Consider the following 25947-nt stretch of genomic DNA (forward strand, 5'->3'; position numbering starts at 1 on the left):
CTTCGAGTGCCGGGAGGGATAGCGCGTCACCCGCAGGGCGACCCGGATTATGCCACCGCCTGTCCCGCTCCTCCTTTCCGTTGGTGAGTGGTTATTGTGAGGTGGTAGCCGTAGCCATCTCCACGTTGGATAACGGTGCAGTATGTGTGCGAAATGCCCTGCACTGCTTCCTGTTGGGTCTGGATATTAAAGCGGCCGGTTTTGCGGACGGCCACACGGCCCGTATGCGTGCCGGCTTTCCTGCCGGTGGGCACGGTGGCGCTTACCATGTCGCCGGTCTGAAAACCGTGTACCTGTTTTTGTCGCATCAGGTAGCCACGCGGAAAACCGTGTTTGGTCAGTCGAGTGCGCTGATAGCTGCCGCGCCCGGTGGCTTTGATCGTCAGCGTTGGCACTTGCCAGTGGTGCAGGGCGTCCATTGGGCCGACGCAAGCGGCGTCCAGGGCGTGAGTTTTGGGAATACCGAGGCGCTGGCGGTTGTATTTGGTACGGCCACCCGTGCCGACCGTCACCGGCAAGCCGGTGGCCTTGAGGGCATTAAACAGCGCCCAGCGGGTCGTATTGACTGCACTGGCATCGCGTAGCGGTTGCTTGAGTTGGCGCTGTACGCGCTCAAGCTGCGCGCTTGCCGACAGACCATTGGCCTTGAGGCGCTTCTTCAAGCCCTTGTCGGTGGCGAAAAAGTCCGCCAGCGGCAACGTATCCTTCGCCTGGTTGCAGTTATGACACGACAGAGCCAAATTGCTGATGCGGCTGGAACCGCCCCGGCTGCGTGGTTCAACATGCTCGACTTCCAACGGCGTCTCGGTGGCGCCGCAGTAGGCACATGCCCGCCCCCATTTTTCCAGCAGATACTCCCGCACCTCGTAACCGAGCAGCGTGCCTTGCTGGTACTCGACGCCGCTTATCTCCGGATTGTCGAGCCGCTGGGTATCAAAGCGCACCAGCTCCTTATCCAGCGCGGTGATGGGGGCGAGCTTGCTTAGCCGCTTTACCCACGCCATCACCGTATCGACTTGATGCTGCAGGCTGGGCGGCAACCAATCGGCTTTGCGCGTGCGGTTGTTAAATCGTGGCGCCCGGTAGCGCAGATGGGCCGAACGGCGGCGGCGCCGAAACGCGGCGCGCTGCTCCAGCGCCTTTTTGATCTGGAAGCCGCGATGCAAAAGCTCGAACAGACACAGCACATGGCGCTGCTCACCGTCTGATTCACGCATCAGCGCCAGCCCCGTGGTCTTGCTGCCGGGGTCAATGCCCAGGCGAAGCGGTTGCGTGTCGCCGCCCACCCGATCCTTGAGCCGGATCGTGAACGGGTAGCGTTTATGCACCACGGCGCGACCGCGTTTCAGCAGCAGCCGGGCACGCTTTTCGCTGCACGGCATCAACGGCTGCTTGTGTTTATCCCATACGAAAACCGCCATGGCGATTTCCTCCCGTGTTCATGCCCTTACGGGCCTTGTGTCGCGGATCGTTCGATCCGTCTCCCCTCGGGAATGTCGATAACCGGCTCCTGCCTGGCGGCAGCGGTCAGAACCTTCGGCGTTTTACCTTGCGCCCGCATGATCCCGACCTTTCAGAGCGCCGAACTGAGGAAGCATTCGGCGGTGAGTCTTGACGACCTGTTATCAACGTAGCGGCCATGTTGCCCGCTCTCCCTGGTCAACCGGGCCTGCTTTCACAAGCCTCTCCCTTCAGGGAGAGGTAGTTGACTCCAGTCCTTAATGTGGTACCGGCGGGCATCGCCGTTTTGCTGAGCTGCCGGCTATTCGACGTCGGGAAGCGTGCGGGCGCTGAAAAAAGCGCCCAGAGCCGCCGCCGCCAGCACGACCAGCAGGGCGGCACTGCCAAGCCACTGCGCCAAAGCGCCGAGTAGGCTGCCAAACAACAACATTAAACCACCCGTCAGCGTGTTGGAAAGCGCCACGTAAAGCGCCCGATTGTCGCTGCTGGCCATATCCACCACGTAGGTCTTGCGCCCCAGGCGCACGCCGTGATGCACAATGACCAGTACCCCATAGATTACCGCGTAGGGCAGCACGCTGGCACTCCATTCACCGGGCAGCCAGACAAGGCCCGCCCCGGCCAGGCAGCAGGCGACGGTGCCCAGCGCGGCATCGCACATGACTCGCCGGCTGGAGGCATCGGCACGCTTGCCCCACACCGGGCTTGCCACCATCGCCGCGACGCCGGAAATCACCACCAAAAGCCCCAGCCCGCCTAGCGCTGCGTCGCTTTGTCGCTGGCCCAGCAGGGCGATGTAGGGCAGTGCCAGCGCGCTTGACAGCAAAAGCGTGCGCGACACGTTGAAGTGTAAAAACGCGCGGTCCTCGCGTAGCAGGGAAAACCCCAGCTTGAGGCTGTCCCAGGCGTTTTCGCCGCCGTCCACAGCGCCGGGCTGCTCACTGATACGTGCAGCGAACAGCGCATTCAGCGCCCAGCCCAGCGCCGCCACGCCAAGCAGCACAGCCAGCGCCAGCTCCCCGGGACGCTCGTCGAACAGCATCAGCACGCCGCCGGCGACCAGCGTGACCGCGCCGGCCACGCTGCCGCTGTAGCCCATCAGCGTGCCGCGGCGCTTTTTGGCGATGGTTTTGCCCATCACGTCTTTGGTGGCAATGGAGGAAAGCCCGCGCGCCAGCGACAGCGCCACCAGCACGGCCAGCACCAGCGCGCCGCCGACCCCGCCGCGGCCCCAAACGGCAAGCAGCGCCAGCGCCAGCGCGGCCAGTGCCTGCAGCGCGCCGCCGGCTACCCATACCCACTTGCGCTGGGGCTTGAGGCGGATAAAGCCGGCCACGAACAGCTGGGGCAGCAGCGCGCCGGATTCGCGAATGGGCACCAAAAGGCCCACCATCCACACCGGTGCGCCGATAACGCCCATCAGCCACGGCAGCACCAACCGAGCGCTGGACAGCTCATCGGCCAGCTTGTTGCCCAGCGCCGCCCACAGGTGGCGGGCAAAGTTGGCCGGCTGGTCGCGGCAGGCGGTGTCGGGAATGTCGTCGCACATGCGGCTGTCTTCGTCGCCGGTCAGCCATTCGTAAAGGCGTGACTGAGAGATGTCCTGATCGGCCATGAAAGCTCCTTGGGTGTTATGCTGCACACGATACATGGTACCCCGTTGCCGCGCGCGCTGCCGGCGCTGGCGGATGCCGGCGTACCACCAGTGTTACCAGTCCCCGACGCAATGTCACGTTTTCCACGCAAGGAGCCAGCATGAACCAGGATCGTCAGGCAATGTTGTACGGCCTGGGCGCGGTGGCGCTGTGGTCCACCGTGGCCACGGCGTTCAAGGTAGCACTGGGGTATATGAGCCCGCTGGAGCTGATGGCGCTGGCCGCCCTGGTGTCCTGGGCGCTGATGGGGGCGCTGGTGGTCAAGCGCGGCCAGCTCGGCCGGGCGCTTGCGCGCGGCTGGCGCACCGCGCTGTGGGCCGGGCTGATGAACCCGGTGGCCTACTATCTGGTGCTGTTCGCCGCCTACGACCGCCTGCCGGGCCAGGAAGCCATGGCGCTGAACTACACCTGGGCGCTGGCCATGGCGTTTCTCGCCGTGCCCATACTCGGCCAGCGGATTACCCGCACGGACGTGGCCGCCGGGCTGATCGCCTACGCCGGGGTGTGGGTGATCGCCACCCGCGGTGCGGTGTTGGATGTCGCCTTCGCCGACCCGCTGGGCGTTATCTTTGCCCTGATGTCCACGCTGCTGTGGGCGCTTTACTGGCTGCTCAACACCCGGGACGCGCGCGAGCCGCTGGTGGGCCAGTGGCAGAACTTCACCGTGGGGCTGCCGGTGCTCGGCGCGCTGCTGGCCTTTGGCCCCGGGTTTGAGTGGCACGGCTGGGCGGCGCTTTCCGCCGGGGTTTACGTGGGCCTTTTCGAGATGGGCGTGGCGTTTATCCTCTGGCAGCTGGCCATGCACAAGATTTCGCGCACGGCGAAGGTGTCCAACCTGATCTTTCTCTCGCCGCCGGTGTCGCTTTTGCTGCTGCATCTGGTCGTCGACGAGCCGATTCGCGCCTCGACCCTTGCCGGGCTGGCGCTGATTCTCGCCGGGCTGGCCCTGCAGCAGCGCCAGAAAACCTGACGCAGCCAGCCCCGGCGAGCGCTTAGCGGGCGGCTTTAAAAAGCGGCGCGAGTACCGGCCAGACGTTGGCCAGCACGGCGGGCTGGGCCTCGGCGGTGGGATGAATGCCGTCTTCCTGCATCAGCGAGTCGTCCAGCGCGATGCCGTCAAGCAAAAACGCCACCAGCGCCACGTGATACCGGGCCGCCAGGCGCGGATAGACCCGGGTAAAGGCCCGGCGGTAGGCCTGGCCGTAGTTGGGCGGAATGTCGATCCCTGCCAGCAAAACCCGGGCCCCCGCCGCCTGGCTTTGCTCGATCATCTGCGCCAGGTTGGCGTAAAGCGCGCTTGGCGGCGTGCCGCGCAGGCCGTCGTTGCCGCCCAGCTCAAGTACCACAAGCGCGGGGGCGTGCCGGTCCAGCAGCGCGGGAAAACGCGCCGCGCCGCCGCTGCTGGTTTCGCCGCTGATGCTGGCGTTGATCACGCGGGCCTTGCCTTCCAGCCGCCGGCGCAAAAGATTCACCCAGCCGGCGTCTTGCTCAATGTTGTGCGCCGCGCTTAGGCTATCGCCCATGACCAACAGCGCCGGCCGGCCCGCGGCGACTGCGGGCACCACGGCCAGCAGGGTCAGCGCTGCCAGTACGATGGCACCTGCCTGCGCTAACCCGCGTTTTTTTCCAGGGATACATACGCTCATGTCGGACTCCTTTTCTGCCGCTGCACCGCTGATCCGCGCCGATCGCCTGAATAAGCAGGTGGCAAGCGGCGAGGGCTCGCTTGCCATCTTACACGAGCTGTCGCTTGCCGTAGCACCGGGGGAGAGCGTGGCGATTCTGGGCAAGAGCGGCTCAGGCAAATCCACCCTGCTGGGGCTTTTGGCCGGGCTGGATACCCCAACTGCCGGCGAGCTTGCGCTGTTCGGCGAGCCGCTCGGTGCGCTTGATGAAGACGCCCGCGCGGCGCTGCGCGCCGGGCGCGTGGGCTTTGTGTTTCAAAACTTTCAGCTGCTGCCCACGCTCAGCGCGCTGGAAAACGTGGCCCTGCCGCTGGAGCTTGCCCCCGGCGGCCACCGCCGCGATGCGGCCCGGGAGTGGCTGGCCCGCGTGGGGCTGGGCGAGCGTACCGGGCATCTGCCCAAGCAGCTCTCCGGCGGCGAGCAGCAGCGCGTGGCGCTGGCGCGGGCCTTCGTTACCGAGCCCGAGCTGGTATTTGCCGACGAGCCCACCGGCAACCTCGATCCGGAAACCGGCGCGGCGGTAATCGAGCTTTTGTTTACCCTCAACCGCGAGGCCGGCACGACGCTAGTGTTGGTCACCCACGATTACGCCCTGGCAAGGCGCTGCAGCCGCTGTTTGCGCCTTGCCCACGGGCGGCTGGAAGCGTTCGACCCCAACGGGGAGGCCACACCATGACGGCTGCTCTGCGGCTGGCGCTGACCGGCCTGAAACGTGATCTGCGCGCCGCCGACGTGCGCGCGCTGTTCATGGCGCTGGTGCTGGCGGTGGCCGCCGCCACCATGATTGCCTTTTTTCTTGACCGGCTGGAGCGCGGCCTGGAGCGCCAGGCCGGGCAGCTTTTGGGCGGGGATCTGGTGCTGGAGCAGCCCGAGCCGTTTGCTGATGCGCTGGTCAAACAGCTGCAGGACGCCGGCCTGACGGTCAGCCGCCAGGTGGAAATGGCGTCCATGCTGCGCCGGGGCGAGAATTTTCAGCTGGCAAGCCTCAAGGCGGTGGATGACGCCTGGCCGCACTACGGCCGCTCGGACGTGGCGCGTGACGGCGGCAGTGCAAGCCTTGAGCGCCCGCCCGCGGCGGGCAGCGTGTGGGCCGATCCGCGGCTGAAGTCGCTGCTGGGACTAAGCCTTGGCGATACGCTTCAAGTGGGCGAGGCCGAGCTGCAGGTGAGCGGTTTTATCCAACGCGAGGCCAATCCGTCGGGCGGCTTTGGCAGCTTCAACCCGCGGGTTTTGCTCAACGCCGCTGACCTTGAGGCCACCGGGCTGGTGCAGCCCGGCTCGCGGATTGACTACGCGCTGCTGGGCGCCGGCCCGCCCGCGGCGCTTGAGCGCCTTGAGCCGCTGCTGGCGCGGCTGCGTGAAGAAGGCGTACAGATCAGTGACGTGCGCCGCGACCGCCCGCGGCTGGGCAGCGCCCTGGCCCGGGCGGAAAACTACCTGGGCATTGCCGGGCTGGCGGCGGTGCTGCTGGCCGGGGTGGCCGTGGCCATGGCCAGCCGGCGCTACGTCGAGCGCCATCTGGATACCGCCGCGCTGCTGCGCTGCTTTGGCGCCGGCCAGCGCCAGCTGACGCTGATTTTTGCCGGCCAGCTGCTGGCGCTGGCGCTGGCGGCTTCCATGCTGGGCGCGCTCGCCGGGCTTGCGGGTCAGGCGCTGCTGGTGCGGCTGCTGGCGGGCTTTTTGCCGCTGACGCTGCCGGCGCCGGGCATCGCTCCGCTGTTTCTGGGCACGTTCACCGCCCTTGCCGTGCTGGTGGGCTTTGCCGGGCCGATGCTGCTGCGCATCAAGCGGGTGAGCGCGCTGAAGGTGCTGCGCCGCGAGCTTGACCCGCTGCCGCCTTCGGCCTGGCTGGTGGCCGGCGTGGCGGCGGCGGTGTTTGGCGGCCTTTTGTGGCTGTATTCGCAAAGCCTGACGCTGGCGCTGACGGTGCTGCTGGGCGGCGGTGCTGCGCTGGGCGTGCTGTGGGTCGGCGGCGCGCTGCTGCTGCGCGGCGTGCTGGCACTGGCCGGACGGCTGACGGGCCGCGGCCTCTGGTCGCAAGCGCTGCGGCTGGGCGGCGGCCAGCTGGCCCGGCGCCGCCGGGCCGGGCTTGGCCAGCTGCTGGCCTTTGCCGTGACGTTTTTTGCCATGGCAATGATGACGCTGGTGCGCGGCGATTTGCTGGCCACCTGGCAGGCTCAGCTGCCGGATGACACGCCCAACTACTTTGCCATCAACATTCAGCCCGGCCAGCGCCAAGCGTTTGCCGAGGCCATCGCGCCGGCCGTGGAGGCCAGAAGTGCGCTGTATCCCATGGTCCGCGGGCGCATCAGCGCGGTGAACGGTGCACCGCCGGCCGAGGCGCTGTCGTCCGAGGCACTGGCCGACAACGCGCTGCGCCGGGCGCTGAACCTGACCTGGCGGGCCACGCTGCCCGAGGGCAACCGCGTGGTGGCCGGCGAATGGTTTGCCGACGCCGACATTGAGCGAGACGCTTCCCCGAACGAGGCCGCCTCGCACGATGCTGCCGAGGGCTGGCTGGGCGCGGTGGACGCCGTGCCCGCTGAGGCCCCGGTGCCGATTTCCATGGAAGACGGCCTGGCCGGGCGGTTGGGTCTGGGGCTTGGCGACACGCTGACCTTTGGCATCGGCAGCGAGTCGTTGACCGGGCGCATTACCAGCCTGCGCAGCCTCAACTGGGACAGCTTTACGCCCAACTTCTACGTGATCTTTCCGCCCGGAGTGCTGGAAGATTTCGCCCACAGCTACATTACCGCGTTTTATCTGCCCGACGACGACCAGAGCCTGGCCAACCGCCTGGCAGAGCGCTTTCCGGGGGTGTCGCTGCTCAACGTTGACGCGCTGCTGGGGCAGGTGCGTGAGGTGCTGTTTCAGGTGACCCGCGCCATTGAGCTGATTCTCGTGCTGGTGCTGCTGGCCGGCGTCAGCGTGCTCTATGCCGCGCTCACCGCCAGCCAGCCGGTGCGCGCCCATGAAAGCGGGCTTTTGCGCGTGTTTGGCGCCGGCAACCGGCTGATCTCGCGGATGCAGGGGGCCGAGTTTGCCCTGCTGGGCGGCGCCAGCGGGCTGCTGGGGGCGGCACTGGCCGAGCTTGCCGCGGCGCTTTTGTACCGCTACTGGCTGGACCTGCCGGTGCAGCTGCACGTCTGGGTGTGGCTGGCGCTGCCGCTGGGCGGGGCGCTGGCGATCGGGGTGATCGGTCACGCGCTTTCCAGGGGGCTGCGCCGAGCAGCCCCGGCGGCCAGTCTGAGGCTGCTCGGCGAGGTGTAGCCGTACCTTTGCGCTTACCCGCGCAGGGAGAGAATGCGCCAGCCGCGCTCCTGTGCGGTCTGGCGCAGAGTGGGGTCGGGGTCCACGGCGACGGGGTGCTCTACCTGTTCCAAAAGCGCGATGTCGTTGTGCGAGTCGCTGTAGAACCAGGCATCGTCAAGGGTGTCGCTGCGCGTTTCCAGCCACTGGTAAAGCCGGGTCACCTTGCCGTCGCGAAAGCTTGGCGTGCCGGTGACCCGGCCGGTGTAGCGGCCGTCCACCACCTCCGGCTCCACGGCGATAAGATGATCAATGCCCAGCCGCTCGGCGATGGGGTCGGTAATAAAGCGGTTGGTGGCGGTAATGATCAGCAGCGTGTCGCCCTGGGCGCGGTGGCGGGCGATCAGCGCTTCGGCCCGGGGGAGAATGCTCGGCTCCACCTTGGCCGCCATGAACTGCTGGTGCCAGGCGGCAAGCTGCTCCGGGGTGTTGTCGGCCAGCGGTTTGAGGGCCACGGCAAGAAAGGCATCGATGTCCAGCGTGCCGGCCTCGTAATCGGCCATGAAGCGTTCATTGGCTTCGCGGTAGGCCTTGGCGTCCACCGCCCCCTGTTCGAGCAGAAACTCGCCCCAGGCATGATCGCTGTCGATGGACAGCAGGGTGTTATCCAGGTCGAAAATGGCCAGGCTCACGGCACTCCCCTTAACGTTAATGGCATTGCGGCGCGATTATGGCAAAAGCCGTACGGTTTGCCCAACGTGCAAAACGATTGCGGTGCAAGGCCGGCCGGCGCTGCTGGATCATGTGCCGGCCTCAACGGTATAACGAATGTATTGATCGTGCTGTGACCATTGTGGAAAAATGAGCGCAACTGATACTTTTTTAAGGTGACGTCCGTGATCGACGCAGACGGCTTTCGCCCCAACGTTGGCATCATTATCGCCAACGCCAGCGGGCAGCTGCTTTGGGCGCGTCGGGTCGGGCAAAACGCGTGGCAGTTTCCCCAGGGGGGCATCAAGGCAGACGAAACACCGCAACAGGCGCTTTTTCGTGAGCTTCACGAAGAGATCGGCCTTACCGCCGATGACGTTGCCGTTGTGGCCTGCACCCGGGGGTGGCTGCGCTACCGCCTGCCGCGACGCATGATTCGCACACATTCCCGGCCGGTATGTATCGGCCAGAAGCAAAAGTGGTACCTGCTGCGGATTCGCTGTCAGGACAGCCAGATCTGCATGAGTGCTACGCCCAAGCCGGAATTCGACGGCTGGCGCTGGGTGAGCTACTGGTATCCCCTCGGGCAGGTCGTGGCGTTCAAGCGCGACGTGTACCGGCGCGCGCTGCGCGAGCTCTCGCCGCGACTTCAGCGTATCGCCCGGTAAACGCCGGCCGCAGTGAGCGGCTTCACCCCTCAGCGAGGCACCAATCCGTGAAGCAGAAAACCTCCATGCTTGAGGTGTTGCGCCGCATCATCCAGGAAGTCAACGGTGCGCGCAGCCTTGATGCTGCCCTGGCCACCATGGTGCGCCGTATCCGCAAGGCCATGGGCACCGATGTGTGCTCGTTTTATCTCTACGATGAAGCGCTGGAAACGCTGGTGCTGATGGAAACCATCGGCCTGCGCACCCAGGCCGTGGGGCGGGTGATGCTGCCGCTGGGCGAGGGGCTGGTGGGATTGGTGGCCAAGCGCAGCGAGCCGCTCAACCTGGAAGACGCCCAGTCCCATCCGCATTTTCGCTACTTTGCCTCCACCGGCGAGGAGCGCTACTCCAGCTTTCTGGGCATTCCCATCATCCACCAGCGCCGCATGCTCGGCGTTTTGGTGGTGCAGCAGGCGGAAAACCGCCGCTACAACGATGAAGACGAGGCGTTTTTGGTCACCATGGCCGCCCAGCTTTCCGGGGTACTGGCCCATGCGCTGGCAACGGGAGACTTAACGCGCCCCGCCCCGGCCGGGCGCCAGAAGGTGTTTCGCGGCGTGGCGGTAGCGCCGGGTATTGCCATGGGCGAGGCGGTGGTGATTACCCCGCCGGCGGATTTGAACAGCGTGCCGGATCTGATCCCCCGGGATGAGGCCTTCGAGATCGCCCGGCTTAAAGAGGCCATTGATAAAACCCGAGAAGAAATCGGCAGCGCCGGCCGGCGGCTTTCCAAACGAATTTCCGCCCAGGAGCTGGCGCTGTTTGACGCCTACCAGCAGATGCTCGGCGAGTCGGCGCTTTCACGCGAGGTGGAAAAACGCATTCGCGAAGGCCAGTGGGCGCCCGGGGCGCTCGCCGACGTGGTGCGCCGCCACGTGCAGTATCTGGAGCGGGTGGACGACGACTACCTGCGCGAGCGCGCCGCCGACGTTCGCGATCTGGGCCGGCGCGTGCTGGCGCACCTGCAGCAGGGCGTGTCCGCCACGCCCGACGTTTACCCCGACAACACCGTGCTGGTGGGGGATGAAATCAGCGTAGCACTGCTCGGTGAAGTGCCGCGCAGCAAGCTCAAGGGCGTGGTGTCGGTGCGCGGCTCCAGCACCTCGCATGTGGCGATTGTGGCGCGCGCCATGGGGGTGCCCACCGTGCTTGGCATGATGGATTTGCCGCTGCCGCGCCTTTCCGGGGCCCCGGTGGTGGTAGACGGCCATCGCGGCCGGCTGTTTGTTCATCCCACCCCGGAGCTGGAGCACTACTACGCCACCCTGGTCAACGAGGAGCGCGAGCTCAGCGAACTGCTGGAGCACGAGCAGAACCTGCCCAGCGAAACCACCGACGGCCACGATATGCCGTTGATGGTCAACACCGGCCTGGCCGTGGATGCCGTGGCGCTGCTCAAAAACCGCATCAGCGGGGTGGGGCTTTACCGCACCGAAGTGCCGTTCATGATTACCCAGCGCTTTCCCGGCGAGCAGGAGCAGACCCGGCTGTATCGCGACCAGCTGGAAGGCTTTGCGCCGCTGCCGGTGGTGATGCGCACCCTGGACATCGGCGGCGACAAGGATCTGCCGTATTTTCCCATCGACGAGGCCAACCCGTTTCTCGGCTGGCGCGGTATGCGCGTGACGCTGGACCACCCGGAGGTGCTGATGGTGCAGCTGCGCGCCATGCTCAAGGCCTCCGTGGGGCTTGAAAACCTGCACGTGCTGCTGCCCATGATCACCAACGTAGGGGAGGTGGACGAGGCGCTGGGCCTTTTGCAGCGCGCCATCGTCGAGCTGGGCGAGGAGGGCGTGGCCGTCACGCGGCCCCGGGTCGGGGCCATGATCGAGGTGCCCGCTACGCTCTATCAGATGGACGCGCTGGCCGGCCGTGTGGATTTTTTTTCGGTAGGCAGCAACGACCTGACCCAGTATCTGCTGGCTGTGGATCGCAACAACCCGCGGGTATCGGAGCTTTACGACCCGCTGCATCCGGCGCTTTTGACCGCGCTTGACAAGCTGGCCCGGGACGCCCGGCGCCTTGAGCGGCCGATTTCGCTGTGCGGCGAGCTGGCCGGCGACCCGGCCGGGGCGCTTTTGCTTATGGGCATGGGCTTTACCGGCCTGTCGATGAACGCCCCCAGCCTGCCCAAGGTGCGCGCTGCCATTCGCCGGGTCGCGCTGGACGACGCCCGCGCGCTGCTGGAAGAAGTCATGGAAAAGGACACCCCGGAAGAGGTGCATCGCCACCTGCAGTCGCGCATGGCCGGCTGGCAGCTGGCGCATCTTCTGCCCCCCAAAGACTGAAGGTCCGCCAAGGCCCGGCGCACTAACGCAGGGTGGCGACAGGCGCAGGCGGCAACGTAGAATACCGCCAGCGCCGGTGCAGGTTGCCCGGCTGTACGACGTTTATCGCGGCGGCAGCGCCAGAAGACGGAGGCGCCGCTGTTGCGGATTTCAGCCCGCGAAGATGCTGGGGCAACACGGCATTCGCGCAATGCACTGCCTTTGATACGAGAGCCTTGACCATGAGTATTGCCTTGACCCTGCTTGGGTATCTGGCGCTGGGCGCTACCGCCGGTACGCTGGCCGGCCTGTTCGGCGTGGGCGGCGGCATCATCATTGTGCCTGCGCTGGTGTTTGCCTTCGGCCTGCAGGGGGTGGCCCCGGAGGTGGTGGTGCACCTGGCCGTGGGCACCTCGCTTGCCACCATTGTGGTGACCGGGGCGTCGTCGGCTTACGGCCACTGGCAGAGGGGCAGCATTCGTCTGCCCTGGCTCAAGGCGCTGCTGCCCGGGCTGGTTGCCGGCGCGGTGCTCGGCGTGTTTGTCGCCGACGGTCTCTCGGCGACGCTGCTGGGCACGCTGTTTGGCGTGTTCGTGGTATTGGTGGCCGTCAAGATGCTGCTGGGGCTTGCCCCCAAACCCGGCGCACAGCCGCCGGGCCGGGCCGCCATGGGCGTGGCCGGGGTGGTCATCGGCGGCATTTCAGCGCTGTTCGGCATCGGCGGCGGCACGCTGAGCGTGCCCTGGCTTTCGCGCTGCGGTGCCGGCATGACGCAGGCCGTGGGCACCTCGGCCGCCTGCGGGCTGCCCATCGCCCTGACCGGCGCGCTTACCTTCATCGTGGTTGGCTGGGGCAACCCCGTGCTGCCCGCTGCCGCCACGGGGTTTGTCATGTGGCCGGCGTTTTTGGGCGTGGTGCTGGCAAGCGTACCCTTTGCCCGGGTAGGCGTCCGCCTGGCGCACGTGCTGCCCGGCCATATACTGCGCTACGCCTTTGCCGTTTTGCTCATCGTGGTCGGCGTGCGCTTTATCATGAGTTAACGCCCGTGACTCCCTTCCCTGTTTGCCGTTTGAGGCCCGTATGATTGCCTACCCCGCTATTGATCCTGTCGCCATATCGCTCGGCCCGCTGCAGGTGCACTGGTACGGGCTGATGTATGTGGTGGGCTTTGTCGCTGCCTGGTGGCTGGGCGGGCGTCGGGCCGCGCGCCTTGGCCTGACCCGGGACGACGTCAGCGACCTTTTGTTTTACGCCGCGCTGGGCGTGGTGCTTGGCGGGCGGCTGGGCTATGCGCTGTTTTACGGCCTCGGCCAGTGGGCCGGTGACCCGCTGTGGATTTTCCGCGTCTGGGACGGCGGCATGAGCTTTCACGGCGGGCTGATCGGCGTGCTGCTGGCGTCAGCGTGGTTTGCCCGCAAAAAGGGGCTGGCGTACTTTACGCTGACCGACTTTGTGGCCCCGCTGGTGCCCATCGGCCTCGGCGCCGGGCGCATCGGCAACTTCATCAACCACGAGCTGCCGGGCCGGGTCACGTCGCTGCCCTGGGGCATGCCGTTTCCCGGCACGGCAGGCCAGCCGCGCCACCCCTCGGCGCTTTACGAGGCCGTGCTGGAAGGCGCGGTACTGTTTGCACTGCTGTGGTGGGTGTCCGCGCGCCCCAGGCGCCGGGGGCTGGTGTCGGGGGTGTTTCTCATCGGCTACGGCGTATTTCGCTTTGCCGTCGAATTTGTCCGCCTGCCGGATGCGCAGCTGGGCTTTATCGCCTTCGGCTGGCTGACCATGGGCCAGCTTTTGACGCTGCCGATGGTGGCCTTTGGCCTTTTGCTGGTGGCGTGGTCGCGCCGCCAGCCTGTCGATGTGCGCTTGGCTGATGAGGGCACAAAAAAAGGGACAAACAAGGCATAATGCGGCCTTTGGCCTTTGATATGCCCTTGAAGACTATGCCCTTGAAGACCATGCACTTTGAATAAACGGGAACGCCTTGTGATCGCCAATCAACCGGCCCTTGAACAGCCCTATCTCGATTTGATGCGCTACGTGCTGGCGCACGGCAGCGACCGCGACGACCGCACCGGCACCGGCACGCGCTCGGTGTTCGGCCACCAGATGCGCTTTGATCTTGCCCGGGGCTTTCCCGCGCTGACCACCAAAAAGCTGCACCTGCGCTCGATCATCCACGAGCTTTTGTGGTTTCTAAGCGGCGACACCAACATCGCCTACCTGCAGGACAACGGCGTGCGCATCTGGAACGAGTGGGCCGATGAAAACGGCGACCTCGGCCCGGTCTACGGCTACCAGTGGCGCAGCTGGCCGCGCCCGGACGGCGGCCACGTCGACCAGATCCGCCGGGTCGTCGAGCAGATCCGCACGAACCCGCAGTCGCGCCGGCTCATTGTGTCGGCGTGGAACCCGGGGCAGGTCGACGAAATGCAGCTGCCGCCGTGCCACTGCCTGTTTCAGTTTTACGTGGCCGACGGGCGGCTGTCGTGTCAGCTTTATCAGCGCAGCGCGGATATTTTCCTCGGCGTGCCGTTCAACATCGCAAGCTATGCGCTGCTGCTGTGCATGGTGGCGCAGGTAACGGGGCTGGAGCCGGGAGAGTTCATCCACACCCTGGGCGACGCCCACCTGTACAGCAACCATCTGGAACAGGCCCGGGAGCAGCTGGCACGCACGCCCAAAGCGCCGCCAAGGCTTGTATTGTCGCCGCAAGTGGACGATCTTTTGGCGTTTACCTTTGATGATATTCATCTGGAGGGCTACCAGGCCCATCCGCCGATTAAAGCCAAGGTGGCCGTATGACTGCTCGCAACAGCGCCAGCGCCTTCGCCTGGCCCGACGCCGCGCCGTTGGTGCCCGTGGCCATGATTGCCGCCATGTCGCGCAGCCGCGTCATCGGGGTGGACGGCACGCTGCCCTGGCATCTGCCCGAAGACCTTCAGTTTTTCAAGCGCATGACCCAGGCCAAACCGGTGGTGATGGGGCGCAAGACCTTTGCCTCCATCGGCCGTGCGCTGCCCGGCCGGCGCAATATCGTCATCACCCGGGATACGGCGTTTGCCCACCCGGACGTTGAGGTCTGCCATAGCCTGACGCAGGCGCTTACGCTGGCTGACCGCTACGCCACCGTCGAGGCCGCCGAAGAGATCATGGTAATAGGCGGCGGCGACGTTTACGCCCAGGCAATGCCCTACGCCGAGCGGCTTTATCTTACCGAGGTGGATGCCGAGCTGGCAGGCGATACCTACTTTCCCGCCATCGACGCTGCCCGCTGGCGTGAAACCCGGCGCCGGGCCGGCGCTGCCGCTGAAGGCCAGCCCGGCTACGACTTTGTTACCTATGAGCGCCGTGCGACGTAGCGCCCTGGCCCGGCTTCGGGCGAGTGAGCCACGGCACAAAACCCCACAAGAGGAAGACGGATGCCTGCACGCGTGATGCATCTGCTGGATGACCTGGAAGCCCGCCTGGCAAAGGCCCGAACGCAGCTCGCCGTCTTGCGCGAGGATAACCGCCGGCTGAAACGCCGCCTGGCCGAGCTGCTGGCCGCAGAACGCAGCGCCCCGATTGATTCCGACGCCTTATCTGCCACGGCTTTTGTATCCGCCGCGACCTCGTTGCCCGCCGTTACCCCTTTATTTTCCGGAGACGCCAAGATGCCCGATCACTCGTCCCCCGCCGCGCCCGAGCGCGAAACTTCGGCCAGCGCCGAGCAGGCCAGCGCCACGGCCCCCGAAACGCCGCCCACCCCGCAGGCGCTGCTCAAGCAGTGGCAGACGCGCTACCCCCTAGCGTTTGCCGGGGCCGAAGCTCGCCCGCTGAAGGTGGGCATTCATCATGATCTGGCGGCGCGCGAGCCCTGGTCCACCAAGCTGATACGCCGGGCGCTGGCCGGCTACGTTAACCGGCCCCGCTACGTCAAGGCGCTGAAAGAAGGCGCGACGCGCATCGACCTTGACGGCAACCCGGCGGGTACGGTGGATGCCACCGCCGCCCAGACCGCGCAGGAAAAATACCGCCGCAAGGCGGCGAGCAAAGCCCGCCCAGAGGCGCGAAAAAAGAAACCGGCTGACAAGCCGGGGCGCTCGCCCAAAACCGGGGCCGCGTCTGGCGCCGGAAAAAAAGCCGCCACCGGCGCACCGGCAGACAGCGAGGCGGCCAAGCGTCCGGCACAGCAAAGCATGGAAGACAAGCTGGCGAGTTTGCAGCGCCGCTTTGGCGGGCAAGAATAGCTGCGCGTACTGCCGGCCTCAGACAAAGGCACACTGGCAGAGTTCCACAAAAAGTGGGCGCAACGTAAAAAAACAGTGTTTTTTTCTATTGCGTTCCCGCAAAGCCCGGTATAGAGTTCTCCCTGCGAGCATTGGAAAACGTACCAGGCTTGAGCAAAACATGGCGCTTGCCGGCGTGTAACGCGACGGAAATAAAAGAACCGCATGCTTTCAAGCCAATAGCGGGCCTTGCGCCCAAAGACGATCGAAACAGTAGGTTAGTTAAGGATTAATCTCATGAAAAAGACACTCTTGGCGACTGCTATTGCGGGTGCTGCCTTCGCTTCCGGCGCACAGGCTGCCACGATCTACAACGAAGACGGCACCAAGCTTGACCTCTACGGCAACGTTCAGATTGCCTACAAGAGCGTTGAAACCGCACAAAACGCGGTAAATGCTGCTGGCGGCGTTGAATATACAGGTACCGAAAGTGAAGACGAGCTGTTTGACAACGGTTCCACCATCGGCTTTGCCGGCGAGCACCTGATCACTCGCGACCTGAAAGGCTACTTCAAGGCCGAGTTCGAGCACGACGTTGACGAAGCCAAGACTGCCGGCGGCTTGAACACCGGCGACCAGGCCTACACCGGCCTGAAGGGCAGCTTCGGTGACGTGCGTGTCGGCTCCTGGGATCCGCTGATCGACGACTGGATCCAGGATCCTGTTACCAACAACGAATACTTCGATATCTCTGATACAAACCAGAACATCGTTGGTCTGTCAGAGCGCGAAGGCGACAAGGTGTCCTACACCTCACCGTCCTTTAACGGCTTCCAGTTCGCCGTGGGTACCCAGTTCGAGGGCGACGCTGAAGACTTTGAAAAATCCGATGTCTTTGGTGATGGAGATGTAAACAAGAAGTCTGACAGCAACGCCTCCTTCTTCGGCGGCGTGAAGTACACCGCCGGCGCGTTCTCTATCGCTGCGGTCTACGACAACCTCGACAACTACGACGGTACTTACGGGGTCCGGGACGCTGCTGGCAACGTAACCGAGGGCGTCGACTACGACGCGGGTGACCAGTACGGTATCACCGCGCAGTACACCGTTGACACGCTGCGCGTGGCGCTGAAGCTTGAGCGCTTTGATGCCGGCGATGACCTGATCGAAGACGTCAACTACTACGGCCTGGGCGCGCGCTACGGCTACGGCATGGGCGACGTGTACGGCGCTTACCAGTACGTCGATGTGGGCGGTGATGGCTTCCTCGATACGGCTTCAGACGGCCTGAAGCACGGTGACTTCCCGAACGACGGCGGCGAAAGCTACAACGAAATTGTTCTCGGCGCGACCTACAACGTCTCCGACGCCATGTACACCTTCGTTGAAGGCGCGATGTACGATCGTAAGGACGACGTAGACGACGGCGTCGCCGTAGGTGCGGTATACCTCTTCTAAACCGCGGACGACCCCGGATGGCAGGGCGGCTAGCGCCCTGTCGGGCTTAACGCCGCTAGCGGATGCGTTCAAGCGGCGTGCGACAGTACCAAGCCGGCCCCCTGGGGTCGGCTTTTTTGTTATCTTGGCGCCACTTTCCGTTAGCCGACAACCGAGTATCGCTTATGAAACCCGCAGTTATCGTAACCCTGGCGCTCAGCCTCGGCGTGGCCAGCGCGCCGGCCGCCGCCAGCGAAGTGCAGGATCGCTTTCGTGAACAGGGCAAGCAGATCGATTTGACGCGCTTTTTGCAGTCCGACAACGATGCGCGCAGCGAAAGTTTTCTATACGGCCGCACGCATGCCCACGACTTCACCGTAGAAAAAGCCGGCACCTACGTGTTTGAAAGCCACGTTCTGGCAGGCGAGTCTGACGACTATCGCGTTGCCGCTGCGCTGCGCGACAGCGCCGGCAACGTAGTGGCCCGCGGGCGGGCGCTGGGCAACGCCGGCGGGCTGGCCTTGCGCCAGCGCCTGGCAAAGGGCGACTACACCCTTGAGGTCGAAGGCCACAAGTTTGGCTCCAGCACCGGCTCGGGTAACAGCTACTACGTGACGGTAGAAGGCGTGGACGTGGCCGGCGGCGTTTCTCGCGGCGACGGCATTGCCTTTGTCGGCAATCGCCGGGGAGGCGGCAAGACGGCCTTTGTGCGCCGCTCAAGCGCGGTGGCCGCGGTGGCGCCGCCGTCGCAGCCAGAGCGGGAAACACCGGCAGCGGCCAGCGCTGCGCCCGAGGCCGGCGCGGCTGCCCCGGCTGTCGCCAAGCAGCGCGAAGCGGCCCCGGCCGATAGCGCCGGCCAAGAGGCGAGCGCATCGCCGCAGGAAGGCTTTGAAGAAATCGTCACCGACGTCAAGATTCGCGCCAGCGGCGAGGTGCTAACGTTTGAAGTGCTGGAAAAGGGCACCGTGGCGATTACCACCTCAACCTTCCCCGGCAACGAAGGCACCTATCGCATTGAAGCCGAGGTGCTGGACCGCCAGGGCAACGTCGTCGCTCAGGATGCCGGCGAAGGCTTCGACGGCGACGTTGACCTGCGCACCGTGCTGGCGCCGGGGGAATACCGCGTGCGTGTCAAAGGGCAGAAGTTTGGCGCGGCGCGCAGCGGCGTGAACAACTACGAGCTCAAGGTCCGCCAGCTGGACTGATGCGGCCACGTCCCGGCCGCCGCGCAGCGGTGGCCGGGGCAGGCTTAAAACGCGTAGCGCACCATGCCCTGCAGGCGCAGCGCATCGCCGTCGCGGCCGTCGGCCACTTCACGCGTGTGGTAGCTGGTTTCCATGCCGTAGCTGATGTGGCTGGCCGGCGACCAGATGTAGTTGAGGTGCACGGCCTCAAACTGCTTGTTGGCGCCCTCGGCGCCGGCGAGCCCGGCGCTGCGCACGTCGTCAAGGTCCGCGCGGGAAATACCGTACCCCAGGTTAACCGCGCCCGGGCCCACGGCGAGGCTGGCACCGAGGTTGGCGCCCCAGGCGCTGATGGTCTCGACCGAGCTGCCGTCAACAAACGCCGGCGCCGAAGGGTTGTTCTGCAGGTATTCGCCGATGCCGTCGCCGTAGGTGACCACGCCGCGCAGCGTCAGCGCCTGGCTTGCCTTGAAGCGTGCCGCGGTGCTGACCCCCCAGCCCATGGCGCTGTCGTCTACGCTGTCGCTGTCAACGCTGAGCCGGCGGCCCACGGCCGCAGCGGAGTACGCCAGCCGCTCGCCTGCCGCCTGATAGCGCAGTGACACATCGGGCATGGATTGCCGGGCGTCGGCATCTGCCTTGTAGACGCCGCGGTCGGCGTTGAAGCCGGCGGCAACGCTGTCTTTGAAGTCGTCCGGGTCGGGGTTTTCCAGCGCGATATGCACGTTGCCCATGGAATAGCGCAGCTGAGCCTTGCGCCCGCTCTTGCTCTGGCCGGGGCTGGGGGCAAAGTCGATAATCGGCGTGCGGCTTAGCCGGCTGCCAAAGTTGGTCCAGGTTTTACCGGCGAGCACGCCGTTCCAGCTGCCGTAGGCGTGGCGCAGGCGCAAATCGCCGCCTTCGGGCGGGTTTTTCATCCAGTCCACTTCAAATCGCGTTACCAAAGCGCTGCCGTCAACCGGCGTTTGCGTTTTAAAGCCCAGCCGGCTTTGGTAGGGGTGCATGGTCAGGTGGCCGTCGCTGCCTTGCTGGCCGTCGATCAGGATGCGCGGCCGCGCTGCCAGATCGCCCAGGTCGTTGTCGGTATCATAGATCATGTCGAGCTTGGCAAAGCCGTAAATGCTTGCCTGGGTATCGCCCACGGTAAAATCCACTGCCGCCGCCGGCGTGCCAAGGCACAGGGCCACCAGGCCGGCCGGCAGGGTAATGCGAGTGAAGCGGAAGTCCTTTGTCATCTTGTAATTCCTTGCAGTAGGGCCATGGATCGGTACGAGAGCCGGTGCTAAAGCGCTTTGCGCTACGCTACGGCAAGCATAGAAATGCGCGCGCCACGCGGGGTTGATCAGTATCAATGTTCGGGCGTTTAATGGACTTTTTTTCCAATTAAATCAATAGGTTTTTCCGGTTTTGTTAAGAGAGGATTACGGTGCTGTTCCAGCGCAACTTTGCTGTGGTTTTTCGCTTTTGGCTGTCGCGTATCGACGCGTTAAAAAACACGCGACAGGCCGTCCGGCTCTTTTTGCGCGCGTGCCAAAGCCGGTGGTAAGCGCAAGAGCATCACGCTATCATGCGCCGTTATCGGCAAACGCTACGCAGCTCACCTCACCGTTGACGCAAGCGATTGCAAAAGGCCAATCCGCGCTTTTTCAAACAGGCGCAAACATTAGTTAGTTTCAAGCGTAAACGGCAGGCGCTGTCTTGTAAGTCAGAGCAGCGTCCGGGCGCCGGCAACGATTTCCAGCACTCTCTGTTTTGGCAGATCGTTGACCCACATCGACGATGCGTCGTGCCGTGGTGCGTCATTGCACGTTAAAGACAGAAAGCGGCTCGCCTTTGCCCGAGCCAACGGCGCAAAAGACAGCGCCGCAGGCCCAGGCAAACAGTGCAAATCGGGAAAGACAGGAAGGGACGATGTTTTCATGCGCTACAACCTCATACAAAGGTGACGCGTGACCGGGCGACAGTGGATGACGCCGCCATGGCAGCCGTTGAAACGCTGGATCAAAGCCGGCAGAACAGTGCACTCGCTCAGAGGGCGCCTGGTGGTTGGGCTGGCGTTTACCTGGCTTGCCATTGTAGCGCTGGTGCTGGCCATGACCTGGTATCTGGGCAAAAGCATGGTCAACGACACCAGCCTTTCCTATCTGCGCTATGAAACGGCCATGCTGGCCGATGAGCTGTCCCATGAGATCCGCTCGCGTACGCGCACGCTGTCGCATGTGGCAGACATCACACAGGCAGTGCACGACCCGGAGGCGCTGCAGCGCCGGCTGCGGCACAACGATGCGCTGCTGGAGTGGTTTGAGCGGCTGGTGATTACTGATGCCCAGGGCGATATCGCTGCCAGCTGGCCCAAAATAGACCGCAAAAGCATGGCCAGCGTGGAAAATCGCGAGTTTTTCCGCATGATCCAGGGCACCGGCTACCCCCACGTCAGCGAGCCTTTCGTCGGTCGCGCAAGCCGGGTGCCCATGGTGCTTATCGGCGTGCCGCGCCGGGATGCCAACGGCGACTTTGCCGGCATGATCGGCGGGGCCATGAGCCTGCAAAGCGGCGGTCTGTTTGCCCGTCTTGCCAGCAAGCAGGCCGGCGACGGCAGCTACGTCACCATTTTTACCGCCTCGGGCAAGGTGCTGTATCACCCCGACCGCGATGAGCTGATGACCGATATTCGCTCTTTGACCCACAATGCGAATTTGGAAAGCGCGCTGATCGGCTGGGAGGGCACGGCGGTGGGCGAGCTGCTTGACGGCCAAAAAGGGCTGCAGTCCTACAAGCAGGTGTGGCCGGCGAACTGGATTGTGGGGCAGTTTACCACCCAGGAGCAGGCCCAGGCGCCGCTTGCCGAGTTCATCAAGCGGCTGTGGTGGATCTGGGCGCTGATGGTGCTGTGGATGCTGCCGCTTTTGTGGTGGGTGCTGGGCAGCATGCTGCAGACCCTGCGGCATTTGGAAATCCAGATTGGCGAGGTAGGCCGCGAGCGCCGCGCGCAGATTGATCTGACCAGCGACGTGGACGAGTTCCAAAGCATCGCCAGCACGTTCAACCACGTGGAAGCGCAGCGCAAGACCCTTTTGAACAGCCTGCAAGAGCGCGAGGCGTTTCTCAACGCCATGCTCGACGCCACGCCCCAGGGCATGTTCGTGGCGAACTTCGACGGCGAAATTACCTACATGAACCCCACGCTGCTGGATATTCTGGGGGTCAGCACAACGATTACCACCACCTGCTGGCTTGGCTACGTTCATCCGGACGACCACGACGGCACCGCGGATATGTGGCGCCATAGCCTGGCCTCGCACAGCGAGTTTGTGCGCCAGCTGCGTTTCATCCGCCCGGATGGCAACACCCTCTGGCTGGAAGTGCACGCCCGGGTGGTCATGCTCTCCCGGGGCGGCCAGTCGCTGGGATTGGTGGGCACCATGAAAGACATTACCCAGCGCCGCGAACAGGAAGCGCTGGCGCGCTGGGAAGCCGAGCACGACCCGCTCACCGGGCTTTTGAACCGCCGCGGATTTGAGCGCCGGCTGGACGAGGCCTTTGCCGAGTACAAAAAAACCAGTACGCCCTCGGCGCTGCTGCTGTTTGACCTTGACCATTTCAAGCCCATCAATGACGAAGGCGGCCATGCCCTTGGCGATGAAATGCTGCGCCGTATCGCGCAAATCGTTGCCTGGGAAGTGCGCCGCAGCGATCACGTCGCTCGCCAGGGCGGGGACGAGTTTGCCGTACTTTTGCCCAGCTGTACGCTGCCCCAGGCGCGCAACATTGCCGATTCGCTGCGCATCGCGGTCAGCAACATTGCCGTTACCCACCAGGGCAAGGAGTACTGCGTGACGTTGAGTATCGGCGTGACCAGCTTTATCGACAGCGATCAGGACGTGGCGGCCGCGCTTTCTCGGGCGGACGCTGCCAGCTACGAGGCCAAGCTGAACGGGCGCAACGCGCTGGTGGTCAACGTGCCGGATGATGACGACGTGCCGGCGCTTTTCGACTGATGGCGCTGCTGGAGATTCTGGCCCGCACCCTTGAGGTGACGCTGCCGGTGTTCGTCATGGTGTTTGCCGGCATGGGCCTTAGGCGAATCGGCTGGATCGATGCGGCCTTTGTGGGCACGGCCTCCTCGCTGGTGTTCAAGGGTACGCTGCCGGCGCTGGTGTTTCTCAGCCTGATACGCGCGGATTTGGGCGTGGCGCTGAACGTGTCGCTGCTGAGTTTTTTCGCCCTGATGACGCTGCTTCAGTTTGCGCTGGTCTGGCTGTGGTCGCGCCACCGCGCCGGGGCAAGCGAGCGGGGCACCTATATTCAAGGGGCGTTTCGCGGCAACTGCGGCATCGTCGGGCTGGCGCTGGCCCACGCCATGTACGGCGACTACGGCCTATCGGCGGGCAGCGTATTGCTGGGGCTGGTGATTGTTTTGTATAACAGCCTGTCGGTGGTGGCCCTGGTGGTTCACCGGCCCGGGCCGAGCGGCGGCGCCACCACGCTTGGCCGCAACATTGCCACCAACCCGCTGATCATAGCGGTGGTGGCCGCGCTGCCCTTTGCCGCGCTGGGGATTACGCTGCCCGACTGGCTGATGCACACCGGTGATCTTTTCGCCTCGCTGACGCTGCCGCTGGCCCTTCTGTGCATTGGCGGCACGCTGTCGATTGCTTCGGTGCGTACCAGCGGCCGTACCGCCGTTAGCGCAAGCCTGTGCAAGATGCTCTGGCTGCCGGCTCTGGCCACGCTTGCCGCTTTGGCGCTGGGCTTTCGCGGCCGCGAGCTGGGGCTTTTGTTTTTGTATTTTGCAAGCCCCACGGCTACCGGCAGCTTTGTCATGGCCCGCGCACTGGGCGGCCATGCCGGGCTTGCCGCCAATATCATCGCCATGACCACCCTGGCGGCCAGCGTCACGGTCACCCTGGGCATTTTTACCCTGCAAGCGACAGGGTGGCTATGACGCAGTGCGGCCGCGGCGGCGCGCTTGGCGGCCCCGGCCCAACGCGTTATACTGCCCGCGCTTTTTCAAGCCCCAGCCTTGCCCTGCAAGCTGCCCCTATAGCTCAGCCGGATAGAGCGTCCCCCTCCTAAGGGGAAGGTCTCAGGTTCGAATCCTGATGGGGGCGCCACACAATACCCGTACTCCCTCCTTCCTTCGCAGGCTGAAAACGCGGCGATGAAACCCGGCCGGCGCTGCGTTATGATGACGTCTGAGTTGTCCATGTTCGTCTTTCGTTACGAGGGTACCGCCGATGTTTAGCCGCAGCATGTCCATTGCCGGATTCGACGACGCGCTTCACCGCGCCATTCAGCAAGAAGAGCAGCGCCAGGAAGATCACATTGAGCTGATCGCCTCGGAAAACTACGCAAGTCCTCGGGTGATGGAAGCCCAGGGCACCCAGCTGACCAACAAATACGCCGAAGGCTACCCCGGCAAGCGCTACTACGGCGGCTGCGAGCACGTCGACGTCGTCGAGCAGCTGGCGATCGACTACGCCTGCGAGCTGTTCGGCGCGACCTACGCCAACGTCCAGCCGCACTCGGGCTCTCAGGCCAACGCTGCGGTGTTCCAGGCGCTGGTCAAGCCCGGTGATACCATCCTCGGCATGAGCCTGGACGCCGGCGGCCACCTGACCCACGGCGCGCGCCCCAACTTCTCCGGCAAGCACTACAACGCCGTGCAGTACGGCATCGACGAGCAGGGCCGCATCGACTACGACGAAGTCGCCCGCCTGGCCCGGGAGCACAAGCCGAGCATGATCATCGCCGGCTTCTCCGCCTATTCCCAGGTAGTGGACTGGGCGCGCTTTCGCCAGATTGCCGACGATGCCGGCGCCTGGCTGCTGGTTGACATGGCCCACGTGGCCGGCCTGGTCGCCGCCGGCGTGTACGCCGATCCCGTGCCCCACGCCCATGTGGTCACCACCACCACGCACAAGACGCTGCGCGGCCCCCGCGGCGGGCTGATTCTGTCCGCCGAAGGCAACGCCGACATGGAAAAGAAACTCCAGTCGGCCGTTTTCCCGGGCAGCCAGGGCGGCCCGCTGGAGCACGTCATCGCCGCCAAGGCCGTGTGCTTCAAAGAGGCCATGGCGCCCGATTTCAAGGCCTACCAGCAGCAGGTCATCGAAAACGCCCGTGCCATGGCCGAGGTGTTTATTGCCCGCGGCTTTGACATCGTTTCCGGCGGCACCGACGACCATCTGTTTCTGCTCTCGCTGATCAAGCAGGGCGTGACCGGCAAGGACGCCGACGCCGCCCTCGGCCGCGCCCATATCACGGTCAACAAAAACGCCGTGCCCAACGATCCGCAAAGCCCGTTTGTCACTTCCGGGCTGCGCATCGGCACGCCTGCGGTCACCACGCGCGGCTTCAAGGAAGACGAATGCCGCCGGCTGGCCGGCTGGATCTGCGACATTCTCGACGTGCTCGCCGCCGGTGACGACACCGCCGAGGTAGAAGCCAGCGTACAGGGCCAGGTGGTTGACGTCTGCCGGCAGTTTCCGGTATATGCCGACTGAGCCACGCCATTTTTCCCATCGGTAACAGGAACAAGGCACTGATGACACTGGTCAACCAGAATCTGCTGGACACGGTAGAAACCATTGCCCGCCGCGCGGGCAATGCCGTTATGGACATCTACGCCCGTGATTTCAGCGTCGAGGAAAAAGACGACAAAAGCCCTTTGACCGACGCGGACAAGGCCGCCCACGAGATCATCGTTCAGGGGCTTGCCGAGCTGCCTGACGGCATTCCCGTGCTTTCCGAAGAAGACGTCGACGGCTTTGCCGGGCCCGATGCCAAAGGCCATTACTGGCTGGTGGATCCGCTGGACGGCACCAAGGAATTCATCAAGCGCAACGGCGAGTTTACCGTCAACATCGCGCTGATCTCCCAGGGCCGGGTCGTGCTGGGTGTGGTGCTGGCCCCGGCGCTGCATACCGCGTACGTGGCAGCGCAAGGGCTTGGGGCCCACAAGGTAGAAGCCGACGGCACGCGCCACCGGCTGCACGCCGCAAAAAAGCCCGAGCCCGGCGGCCGCTGGCGCGTGGTGGGCAGCCGCTCTCACCCCAGCCCGGCGCTGGAGGCCTGGCTTGCCAGGCTGGGCGATCACGACATGCATGCCATGGGCAGCTCGTTGAAGCTGTGCCTGGTGGCCGAGGGCCGGGCCGATGTCTACCCGCGCCTGGGGCCAACCAGCCTGTGGGATACCGCAGCAGCCCAGGCCGTGGTGGAGCAAGCCGGGGGCAGCGTGGCACAGCTGGACGGCACCCCGCTCAACTATGCCACGCCGGCGCAAACGCTCAACCCGCACTTTGTGGTGTGGGGGCGCTAGCCGCCTGAAGGGGCATCAAGCCGCCGGCGGGGGCAAGTCGCTACCTTCGGTCAAGGTGCATC

General features: G+C 64.9%; 21 protein-coding genes and 1 tRNA gene. 17 read left to right on the top strand and 5 right to left on the bottom strand.

Annotated elements, in window-relative coordinates; genetic code table 11:
* Nucleotides 1–47: 47 nt before the first annotated feature.
* Both iscB and ACZ415_RS08630 read right to left on the bottom strand, forming a co-directional pair.
* Nucleotides 48–1421, bottom strand: a complete 1374-nt coding sequence (gene iscB, locus ACZ415_RS08625; RefSeq protein WP_464387717.1) for an RNA-guided endonuclease IscB — start codon at nucleotides 1419–1421, stop codon at nucleotides 48–50.
* A gap of 341 nt (nucleotides 1422–1762) precedes the next feature.
* Entirely contained in the window at nucleotides 1763–3076 is a 1314-nt protein-coding gene (locus ACZ415_RS08630; RefSeq protein ID WP_344701888.1) for an MFS transporter, read from the bottom strand.
* 140 nt (nucleotides 3077–3216) lie between these two features.
* Between ACZ415_RS08630 and ACZ415_RS08635 the strand changes: the two genes are divergently transcribed.
* Entirely contained in the window at nucleotides 3217–4086 is an 870-nt protein-coding gene (locus tag ACZ415_RS08635) for a DMT family transporter (protein ID WP_344701890.1), read from the top strand.
* A gap of 22 nt (nucleotides 4087–4108) precedes the next feature.
* On the opposite strand, the gene ACZ415_RS08640 is transcribed toward ACZ415_RS08635, so the two are convergent.
* On the bottom strand, nucleotides 4109–4762 hold the full coding sequence (locus ACZ415_RS08640; protein WP_344701892.1) for an arylesterase: 654 nt from the start codon (nucleotides 4760–4762) through the stop codon (nucleotides 4109–4111).
* Here ACZ415_RS08640 and ACZ415_RS08645 point away from each other — a divergent pair.
* The gene (locus ACZ415_RS08645) at nucleotides 4761–5477 is read left to right on the top strand and encodes an ABC transporter ATP-binding protein (RefSeq protein ID WP_344701894.1); all 717 of its coding nucleotides are present in this window, start codon (nucleotides 4761–4763) and stop codon (nucleotides 5475–5477) included. The genes ACZ415_RS08640 and ACZ415_RS08645 overlap by 2 nt on opposite strands.
* Nucleotides 5474–8071: an ABC transporter permease gene (locus ACZ415_RS08650; RefSeq protein WP_344701896.1), complete on the top strand. Its 2598-nt coding sequence runs from the start codon at nucleotides 5474–5476 to the stop codon at nucleotides 8069–8071. The genes ACZ415_RS08645 and ACZ415_RS08650 overlap by 4 nt, the downstream gene beginning before the upstream one ends.
* Before the next feature lie 14 nt (nucleotides 8072–8085).
* Here ACZ415_RS08650 and ACZ415_RS08655 read toward each other — a convergent pair whose 3' ends face one another.
* Nucleotides 8086–8742 carry a histidinol-phosphatase gene (locus ACZ415_RS08655; protein WP_344701898.1) on the bottom strand — a complete coding sequence of 219 codons (657 nt, stop codon included), beginning with the start codon at nucleotides 8740–8742 and terminating at the stop codon, nucleotides 8086–8088.
* Nucleotides 8743–8946: 204 nt separating this feature from the next.
* On the opposite strand from ACZ415_RS08655, the gene ACZ415_RS08660 reads away from it, so the two are divergent.
* From ACZ415_RS08660 to ACZ415_RS08700, 9 genes are all read left to right on the top strand, one after another.
* Nucleotides 8947–9429, top strand: a complete 483-nt coding sequence (locus tag ACZ415_RS08660; RefSeq protein WP_344701900.1) for an RNA pyrophosphohydrolase — start codon at nucleotides 8947–8949, stop codon at nucleotides 9427–9429.
* Between the two features lie 65 nt (nucleotides 9430–9494).
* Nucleotides 9495–11756 (top strand): phosphoenolpyruvate--protein phosphotransferase, encoded by a 2262-nt coding sequence (gene ptsP / locus ACZ415_RS08665; RefSeq protein ID WP_344701949.1) that lies wholly within the window; start codon nucleotides 9495–9497, stop codon nucleotides 11754–11756.
* Between the two features lie 221 nt (nucleotides 11757–11977).
* Complete coding sequence (locus tag ACZ415_RS08670) at nucleotides 11978–12775, top strand: sulfite exporter TauE/SafE family protein (RefSeq protein ID WP_344701902.1); 798 nt, start codon at nucleotides 11978–11980, stop codon at nucleotides 12773–12775.
* A 40-nt stretch (nucleotides 12776–12815) separates the two neighbouring features.
* A complete protein-coding gene (gene lgt / locus ACZ415_RS08675) occupies nucleotides 12816–13640 on the top strand; it encodes a prolipoprotein diacylglyceryl transferase (protein ID WP_344701904.1) in 825 nt (274 codons plus the stop codon).
* Between the two features lie 123 nt (nucleotides 13641–13763).
* On the top strand, nucleotides 13764–14537 hold the full coding sequence (locus tag ACZ415_RS08680; protein ID WP_344701951.1) for a thymidylate synthase: 774 nt from the start codon (nucleotides 13764–13766) through the stop codon (nucleotides 14535–14537).
* Nucleotides 14534–15094 carry a dihydrofolate reductase gene (locus ACZ415_RS08685; protein WP_344701906.1) on the top strand — a complete coding sequence of 187 codons (561 nt, stop codon included), beginning with the start codon at nucleotides 14534–14536 and terminating at the stop codon, nucleotides 15092–15094. Before ACZ415_RS08680 ends, ACZ415_RS08685 begins: the two co-directional genes overlap by 4 nt.
* A gap of 60 nt (nucleotides 15095–15154) precedes the next feature.
* Nucleotides 15155–15964, top strand: a complete 810-nt coding sequence (locus ACZ415_RS08690) for a ProQ/FINO family protein (RefSeq protein WP_344701908.1) — start codon at nucleotides 15155–15157, stop codon at nucleotides 15962–15964.
* A 276-nt stretch (nucleotides 15965–16240) separates the two neighbouring features.
* Nucleotides 16241–17401, top strand: a complete 1161-nt coding sequence (locus ACZ415_RS08695) for a porin (RefSeq protein ID WP_344701910.1) — start codon at nucleotides 16241–16243, stop codon at nucleotides 17399–17401.
* A gap of 164 nt (nucleotides 17402–17565) precedes the next feature.
* A complete protein-coding gene (locus ACZ415_RS08700) occupies nucleotides 17566–18585 on the top strand; it encodes a hypothetical protein (RefSeq protein WP_344701912.1) in 1020 nt (339 codons plus the stop codon).
* 44 nt (nucleotides 18586–18629) lie between these two features.
* Here ACZ415_RS08700 and ACZ415_RS08705 read toward each other — a convergent pair whose 3' ends face one another.
* Nucleotides 18630–19799 (bottom strand): DcaP family trimeric outer membrane transporter, encoded by a 1170-nt coding sequence (locus ACZ415_RS08705; protein WP_344701914.1) that lies wholly within the window; start codon nucleotides 19797–19799, stop codon nucleotides 18630–18632.
* Nucleotides 19800–20531: 732 nt separating this feature from the next.
* Here ACZ415_RS08705 and ACZ415_RS08710 point away from each other — a divergent pair.
* The 5 genes from ACZ415_RS08710 to cysQ all read left to right on the top strand — a co-directional run bounded on the left by ACZ415_RS08710 (nucleotide 20532) and on the right by cysQ (nucleotide 25885).
* A complete protein-coding gene (locus tag ACZ415_RS08710; RefSeq protein ID WP_344701917.1) occupies nucleotides 20532–22562 on the top strand; it encodes a diguanylate cyclase in 2031 nt (676 codons plus the stop codon).
* Nucleotides 22562–23509 carry an AEC family transporter gene (locus ACZ415_RS08715; RefSeq protein WP_344701919.1) on the top strand — a complete coding sequence of 316 codons (948 nt, stop codon included), beginning with the start codon at nucleotides 22562–22564 and terminating at the stop codon, nucleotides 23507–23509. Before ACZ415_RS08710 ends, ACZ415_RS08715 begins: the two co-directional genes overlap by 1 nt.
* A 92-nt stretch (nucleotides 23510–23601) precedes the next feature.
* Nucleotides 23602–23678: transfer RNA gene (locus ACZ415_RS08720), tRNA-Arg, on the top strand.
* A 123-nt stretch (nucleotides 23679–23801) separates the two neighbouring features.
* Nucleotides 23802–25070, top strand: a complete 1269-nt coding sequence (gene glyA, locus ACZ415_RS08725) for a serine hydroxymethyltransferase (RefSeq protein ID WP_344701921.1) — start codon at nucleotides 23802–23804, stop codon at nucleotides 25068–25070.
* A 41-nt stretch (nucleotides 25071–25111) separates the two neighbouring features.
* Nucleotides 25112–25885 (top strand): 3'(2'),5'-bisphosphate nucleotidase CysQ, encoded by a 774-nt coding sequence (gene cysQ, locus ACZ415_RS08730; protein ID WP_344701923.1) that lies wholly within the window; start codon nucleotides 25112–25114, stop codon nucleotides 25883–25885.
* Nucleotides 25886–25947: the final 62 nt, after the last annotated feature.

Source organism: Halomonas cibimaris, assembly GCF_055379665.1.